This window comes from Parvibaculum sp. (assembly GCF_035325945.1).
Classification (GTDB): Bacteria; Pseudomonadota; Alphaproteobacteria; order Parvibaculales; family Parvibaculaceae; genus Parvibaculum.
Genome location: NZ_DAOKYX010000031.1, coordinates 1 through 7195, shown reverse-complemented (window position 1 = coordinate 7195; position 7195 = coordinate 1). Strand labels below are relative to the sequence as shown.

8 protein-coding genes are annotated in these 7195 nt (G+C 65.2%); 7 read left to right on the top strand and 1 reads right to left on the bottom strand.

The features are described from left to right. The 5 genes from PKA57_RS12720 to rpiB form a co-directional block, all read left to right on the top strand. On the top strand, positions 1-1530 hold a 1530-nt coding region (locus PKA57_RS12720), incomplete at its 5' end, for a CHAD domain-containing protein (RefSeq protein ID WP_324301120.1). 151 nt (positions 1531-1681) lie between these two features. Continuing rightward, positions 1682-2758: a pentapeptide repeat-containing protein gene (locus tag PKA57_RS12715; protein ID WP_324301118.1), complete on the top strand. Its 1077-nt coding sequence runs from the start codon at positions 1682-1684 to the stop codon at positions 2756-2758. Between the two features lie 166 nt (positions 2759-2924). After that, a complete protein-coding gene (locus PKA57_RS12710; protein ID WP_324301116.1) occupies positions 2925-3275 on the top strand; it encodes a phosphoribosyl-ATP diphosphatase in 351 nt (116 codons plus the stop codon). A 50-nt stretch (positions 3276-3325) separates the two neighbouring features. Beyond that, the gene (gene coaA, locus PKA57_RS12705) at positions 3326-4294 is read left to right on the top strand and encodes a type I pantothenate kinase (protein WP_324301113.1); all 969 of its coding nucleotides are present in this window, start codon (positions 3326-3328) and stop codon (positions 4292-4294) included. Between the two features lie 95 nt (positions 4295-4389). Continuing rightward, complete coding sequence (gene rpiB / locus PKA57_RS12700) at positions 4390-4839, top strand: ribose 5-phosphate isomerase B (protein WP_324301111.1); 450 nt, start codon at positions 4390-4392, stop codon at positions 4837-4839. Positions 4840-5019: 180 nt separating this feature from the next. On the opposite strand, the gene PKA57_RS12695 is transcribed toward rpiB, so the two are convergent. Continuing rightward, a complete protein-coding gene (locus PKA57_RS12695) occupies positions 5020-6012 on the bottom strand; it encodes an adenosine kinase (protein ID WP_324301109.1) in 993 nt (330 codons plus the stop codon). 80 nt (positions 6013-6092) lie between these two features. Between PKA57_RS12695 and PKA57_RS12690 the strand changes: the two genes are divergently transcribed. After that, positions 6093-6788: a sulfate transporter family protein gene (locus PKA57_RS12690; protein WP_324301107.1), complete on the top strand. Its 696-nt coding sequence runs from the start codon at positions 6093-6095 to the stop codon at positions 6786-6788. Next, positions 6788-7195, top strand: coding sequence for a hypothetical protein (locus tag PKA57_RS12685; protein WP_324301105.1), 408 nt, complete (start codon positions 6788-6790; stop codon positions 7193-7195). The genes PKA57_RS12690 and PKA57_RS12685 overlap by 1 nt, the downstream gene beginning before the upstream one ends.

Below are 7195 nucleotides of genomic sequence, written 5' to 3'. Positions count from 1 at the left end.
ATGAACCGCGAGATCGAGCTGAAGCTTGAATGCGAGCCCGCCGCTCTCGAGCGTGTGCGCCGTTCGCGAGCCCTCTCCCGGCTGCAAACGGGTCCTGCCCGCGCCCGGCTTCTTCATTCCGTCTATTTCGATACGCCCGACTTCGCGCTGTTGAAGGAAGGTCTTGCGCTCAGGGTGCGCGAGACGGAAGGCAAGCGCATCCAGACCCTCAAGACCGGCAGCGAGGGCGGCACGCTTGCCAGCAATCGCGGCGAATGGGAGACGCCGCTTGCAAGCGGCGAGGAAGCGCCCGCTCTCAACCACCTGCCTGCCGACCTGCGGGCGCGGATCGCGGAACTCGCCAATGGCGAGGCGATCTCGCCCCGCCTCACCTCGCGCATCCGCCGCACGGCAAGGACGCTTCAGACGCCGGAGGGCGACGAGATCGAACTGGCGATCGACAATGGCATGCTGAGCGCCGATGGCCGCGAGATGCCCGTGTCCGAATTCGAACTCGAGCTGAAGCGCGGCGCGCCCGCCGGTCTTTATCGCCTCGCGCTCGAACTCGCCGACATCGTGCCGGTTCGCATCGGCTTGCGCAGCAAGGCCGAGCGCGCGCTTGCGCTTGCCGGCGACGAAAAGCCCGCTGCCATCCGCGCCGAGATGCTAAGCCTCGCGCCCGGCCTCACCGTCGAGGACGCCTATGTGGTCATCCTCCGTCACTGCCTGACGCATCTTCTGATGAACGAGGCGGTGACCGTCGATGGGTCGCTCCCGGAGGGCCTCCACCAGATGCGCGTGGCGCTCCGCCGCATGCGCTCCGCCTTCACCGTCTTCCGCCGCGTGATCGGCAAGGATCATGTCCGCCGCCTGTCGCAGGAGGCGAGATGGCTTGCGACCTCCATCGGCCGGGCGCGGGATTTCGACGTTTTCACGAGCGAGATCCTGACGCCCGTCGAAGCCGAAAATCCGGGCGATGAGGGGCTCGCCGCGCTGCGCGCCGCCGCCGGTAAGGCGCAGGTCTCGGCCTGGGCAGGCGCGCGGGCGTCCTTGCGTTCGTCGCGCATGACGCGCTTCGTCCTCGAACTCGCGCTTTATCTCGATGAGCGAAGCTGGCGTGGGGCCGCTCGGGACGCCGCCGCGCTCGGCGCGCCGATCGCCGAGTTCGCCTCCCGCGCGCTCGACCGGCGCTACCGCAGCGTCTCGCGGCTCGGCCGTCACATCGAAGACCTCGACACGACCGAGCGCCATGATTTGCGCAAGCGTCTGAAGCGGCTGCGCTATGCCTCCGGCTTCTTCGCCTCGCTTTATCCGCATGCGGCGACGCGGCACTATTTCCGCGCCCTCTCCAAATTGCAGGACGATTTCGGCGCGCTGAACGATGTCGAGACGGCGGGAGCGATCATCAAGGAACTCGCCGCCATCGAGCCGGACCTCGCGGCGCCGGGCAAGCGCGTGCTCGCCCATCACGAGAGGCGCGCCCGCAAGCAGTGGCAGTCGGCGCTCGACGAATGGCGCGCCTTCCGCGACGGGGGCGTCTTCTGGCGCTGAGCGGGCCGGCTGACGGGCCTTTCTCGAAGCTGAAAATTTTCATCAATCATTTAAACGAATCTGAAGGACAGGGCCGTTAGCATCCCGGGCGTCAGTTTGCCTGGGGTGGTCCCGGCGTACCGATGCTGGGGGTGTCCGAATGTCGGCGGAGATGAAAGACCATCGCGCGCGCGAAATGGCGACGCAGAGCGATGCCCGGCGCGATCCCTTGCGTGACCCCCGCGCCATTGTCGGCCGGCGCATCAGCCAGGAAGCCCTGAAGAAGCTCGAGGAGCTGAACCTGCGTTTCCTCAAGGGCGTGCCGAATGGCTGGTGCGTGGTGATGAAGGATTGCGATCTCTCCGGCCTCGACCTGCGCTCCATCAATCTCTCGCATGGCCATTTCATCGCCTGCAATTTCGAGAATGCCGATCTCGAGGATGCGCGCTTCGTCGGCGCCAATCTCTTCAGCGCCAGTTTCGACGGCGCCAATCTCACCCGCACGAATTTCTCGCAGGCGGATCTGCGCGGCGCCTGCTTCCAGAATGCGGAACTGAGCGAAACCCACCTCGAAGGAGCCGATTTGCGCCGCGGTGTCGTCATTCGCGCGGGCGGCGTCGCCAGCCGGCGCGAACACTCCACCTTCCGCAATGCCGTCATGCGCGGGACGAACCTCTCGGACTGCAAACTGCTCGATGTCGATTTCGAGGGGGCGGAGCTTTCCGGCGTCAGCCTTCACGGCGCCGATCTCAGGGGCGCGCGCTTTGCGGGCGCCGAGCTCATCAAGGTCGAGTTCACCGGCGCGAACCTCTCGGATGCCGATTTCCGCCGCGCCATCATGTGCGAACAGACGGCGAACTGCGGCGAGCTGATGCGCGCCACCAAGGCGCGCCGCCCGCCCGGGCCCGAGCGCATGAAGCGCATACTCGATCGCCACCTGGTCTGGATCCAGACGAGCCAGCGTCAGGGAGAGCGCGCCGATTTCTCGCATATGGACCTGTCGCGCCACGATTTTTCGCATTCGATCCTGGCGAGCGCGCTGCTCCGCGGTGCGATCCTCGCCGATACCAATTTCCAGCATGCGATCCTCGCCGCCGCCGATCTGCGCGACGCGATCCTCCTGCGGGCGGATCTGACGGGCGCCGACCTTCGGGGCGCCGATCTTCGGGGCGCGAGCCTGCGCCATGCCACCCGGGACGGCGTGCGGACGGGCGCCATGGTCGGGTTGAGCCTCGCCACCCGCACCTGACCCCTTCGGAGGTGGCGGAACAGCGCTGCTGGCGTCCCAAAAATAAATCTGCTAGGGAGAGCCCGCCGTGTTTCGGGCTCCCGGGTGGCAAGGTCACCCCGGGCGATCCCGGAGCTTTCGCTATTTTGCCACTCCCTTTGGGAGAACGCTCTTCGGGGGATGCCCCATGGCAGCCGACGCCCGTCAGCTCGATGCGCTCTTTGCGACGATTGCCGCCCGCAAGGGCAGCGATCCGGCTTCGTCCTACACCGCCCGGCTCATGAGCGGCGGGGCGCCCCTTTGCGCCCGCAAGCTCGGCGAGGAAGCCATCGAAACGGTGATCGCCACCATGTCCGGCGACCGGGCGGCCATCGTCGCGGAGTCGGCCGATCTTCTCTATCACTGGCTGGTGACGCTTGCGGCCTTGAACATAGAGCCGTCTTCGGTCTATTCCGAGCTTGCGCGCCGGGAAGGCCAATCGGGCATCGAGGAAAAAGCCTCCCGCCCTCAGAACAATACGCCAGGCAAGGCCGAATGACCGTCCTGACGGAACCTGCAAACGCAATACAGGTACGGGAATCCGAGACCATGACGGCAAGCCCCACACTGGACCTGGACCGCGCGCCCCTTTCGCCCTATCGGCACTTCTCTGCGGCCGAATGGGGCATGCTCCGCAAGGACACGCCGCTCCCCCTTTCCGAGACGGAACTCGAAGAGCTGAAAGGTTTCGGCGAACGCATTTCGCTCGATGAGGTGAGCGAGATCTATCTGCCGCTTTCGCGTCTCCTCAATCTCTATGTGGCCGAGATGCAGGAGCTTTACCGCGTCACCTCGGACTTCCTCGGCCACGCCCAGGACAAGGTGCCCTATATCATCGGCGTCGCGGGCTCGGTCGCCGTCGGCAAGAGCACGACCGCGCGCATCCTGCGCACGCTGCTGGCCCGCTGGCCGAACCACCCCAAGGTCGATCTCGTGACCACGGACGGCTTTCTCTTCCCGAACAGGATTCTCGAAGAGCGCGATCTGATGGGCCGCAAGGGCTTTCCCGAAAGCTTCGACGTACGCCGCCTGATCCAGTTCCTCTCCGATGTGAAGGCTGGAATGCGCAATGTCGAGGCGCCGGTCTATTCGCACTTCTCTTACGACATCGTGCCGAGCGAGACGATCGTCGTCGATCAGCCCGACATTCTCATCGTCGAGGGGCTCAATGTGCTCCAGCCCTGGAAACCCGCAGAGGGCGAGGACCCGCAGCCCTTCGTTTCCGATTTCTTCGATTTCTCGATCTATCTCGATGCCGATATAGAGGCGATCCGCGGCTGGTATATCGACCGCTTCCTCAGCCTGCGGAAGACTTCGTTCCGCGATCCCAAGGCTTATTTCCACCGCTACGCGAAGCTCTCCGACGATGAGGCGGTGCAGACGGCGGATGCGATCTGGACCTCGATCAACCTCGCCAATCTGAGGAAGAACATTCTTCCGACGCGTCAGCGCGCCCACCTCATCCTGCGCAAGGGCGCGGATCACCGCATCCGCGACGTGGCCCTGCGGAAGCTCTAGAGCTTTAGGACGTTTTCATTTTTCCTGATCCAACACGGCCAGACCGTCAGATTGCATTGGGATCAAATCGCCTTGGGAAACGGGACGGCTTCGCCATGACAGCCAGCAACCGCATTGTCCTCTCCAGCGATCACGCCGCCATTCAGCTCCGACAGGCCATTGCCGTTCATATCGCGGCGCGTGGCTGGGAGGCGGTCGACATCGGACCAACGACGCCGGAAAGCACACACTATCCCAGGCACGGCGAAGCGGCGGCGCGGCTCGTCGCCTCCGGCGATTGCCGGTTTGGCATCATCCTGTGCGGCACAGGCCAGGGCATCATGATGGCCGCGAACAAGGTGAAGGGTATCCGTTGCGGCGTCTGCGCCGACACATTCTCAGCCCGCATGATCCGGCAGCACAACGATGCCAACATGCTTTCGATTGGCGCGCGCGTGGTGGGCGAAGGGCTGGCGCTCGATATCGTGGATGCATTCCTGACCGCCCGGTTCGAGGGCGGCCGGCATGCGGCGCGGGTGGAGATGATCGGGGCGCTGGAGGGGTGATGTCATTGCGAGCCGCCAGAGGCCGCGTCGCTATCCGGTCTTCGTGACCCCCGTGAAAAATAGTAGCGTCGTCCCGGGACTTGTTCCCGGGACCCATGGGCCTCCTCCACCCCCGGAAGAAAGATGGATTCCGGGGACGAGCCCCGGGATGACTTCCGAAGTTGTAGCGATGGCGGCGAACTAAAGCCCCCGGGACTTCGCCAGCTTCGCGAGCGAGACCTGCGGCCGCGGTCCGTAATGCGAGATGACCTCGGCCGCTGCCATGGCGCCGAGCCGCGCCGAGTGGACGGGCGAGTGGCCGCGCGCAAGCCCGTAGAGAAAGCCCGCCGCGAAAAGATCGCCCGCGCCCGTCGTATCGACGACCTTCGCCACCTTGTCGGCATCGACGACATGGACCTCGCCATCAGCGACGATGACCGCGCCCGCTTCCGAGCGGGTGAGCGCGGCGAATTTGCACTCGGCCTTCACGCGCGCGAGCGCCTCGTCGAAGAGATCGACTTCGTAGAGCGAAAGGATTTCCGTTTCGTTCGCGAAGAGAAGATCGACCTCGTCGCGGACGAGGCGGCGGAACTCGTCGCGGTAGCGCGCGACGCAGAAGGAATCGGAAAGCGTCAGCGAGACGAGGCGGCCGGCCTTGCGCGCGATCGACGCCGCCTTGAGAAAGGCTTCCTTCGCGCCGGGCTGATCCCAGAGATAGCCTTCCATATAGGTGACGGCGGCCGCCTCGATGACGGCGGGGTCGATGTCGTCGGGACCGAGGTTTTGCGCCGCGCCGAGATAGGTGTTCATGCTGCGCTGGGCGTCGGGCGTGACGAGGATCAGGCAGCGCCCGGTGGGCGGCCCGTCCTCGGCGGAGGGCGCGGGGAAGTGGACGCCGAGCGACTTGATGTCATGCGCGAAGACGGCGCCGAGCTGGTCGTTCTTCACCTTGCCGAAAAACGCGCCCCTGCCGCCGAGCGAGGCGAGCCCCGCGATCGTGTTCGCGCAGGAGCCGCCCGACATTTCGATGGCCTGCCCCATGCGGCCATAGAGTTCGTCCGCCCGCGCCGCATCGATGAGCGTCATGCCGCCCTTTTCGATGCCATTGGCGATGAGGAACCTGTCGTCGGAATCGGCGATCACATCGACAAGCGCATTGCCGATGCCGGCAACGTCGAATTTCGTTTCAGTCATGGTCCTCGTCGCGGGAAGAAAAAAGTGGAATGAAGCGGCGCGAGTATAGTGGGCGATTGGCGGGAGGGGGAGCCGGACGATTGGAAAAAACGGGCCGAGCCGATAAGCTCGCGCGCATGTTTTCGGATGCGCTGCGCGCGTTGCGCCAAACCTTTTCGGCTCCTTTCCGCCGCGTGCTCTGGCTGTCGCTCGCGGTGACGGTCCTCGTTCTCGCTCTGTTCGGCGCTGGGCTGCAATGGGCGCTCGCCGCCATGCCGCAATTCGGCACCTACTGGCTCGATGTGACGCTCGAATGGATCGCCCGCTTCTTCGCGCTCATAGTGCTCGTTCCGCTCGTGCATCCGGTCGTCTCGCTGGTCGCCGGATTTTTTCTCGAGCGCATCGCGGGCGAGGTCGAGGCGCGCGACTATCCGGCCGATGCGCCAGGCCGCGACCAGCCCTTTTTTCAGTCCCTTCTCGTCGCCTTCCGCTTCACCCTCGTTCTCATTGCCGTCAACCTAATCGCCCTGCCCTTCTATCTCGTGCCGGGCTTCAATCTCGCGCTCTTCTGGGTCGTGAACGGCTATCTTCTCGGCCGGGAATATTTCGAGCTGGTCGCGCTTCGCCATCTGACGACCGGCGAGGTGGAGGCGCTGAGGCGGCGCCATCGCGGGCGGATCTTCCTCGCCGGTGTTCTCGTCGCCGCCTTCGCGACCGTGCCGCTCGTCAATCTCGCCGCGCCGCTCTTCGCGACGGCCTTCATGGTCCACACCACGAAAAGGATCGGTCTTTCCTGATGCGGCTCGAAATTTCTTCGCTCGCTGTCCTCTCTTTCATTCTCGTCGCGGGCTGCGCGAGCGACGGCGCGCGTTCGGGTGTCGGTCTTTCGGGAGCGGCTTTCGCCAAGGTCGCGCCGTCGCGGCAGATCGGCTCGGGCCCGCTCGCGCCGCAAAGCCTTGTCGGCGTGGCGCCCGAAGCGCTGTCGGCGCGTCTCGGCGCGCCCGATTTCCGCCGCGTCGAGCCGGGCGCCGAGGTCTGGCAATATGCGGGCGGTGCCTGCAACCTCTTCGTCTATTTCTACAAGACCGATGCGGACATTCTCGCCTCTTCCTATGTCGATGCAAGGAAGAGAGAGGGCGGCGCAGCCGATCCGGCTGCCTGCCTCGCCGGTGTGCTGACGAAGCGCAACGTGCCCGTGTCCTGA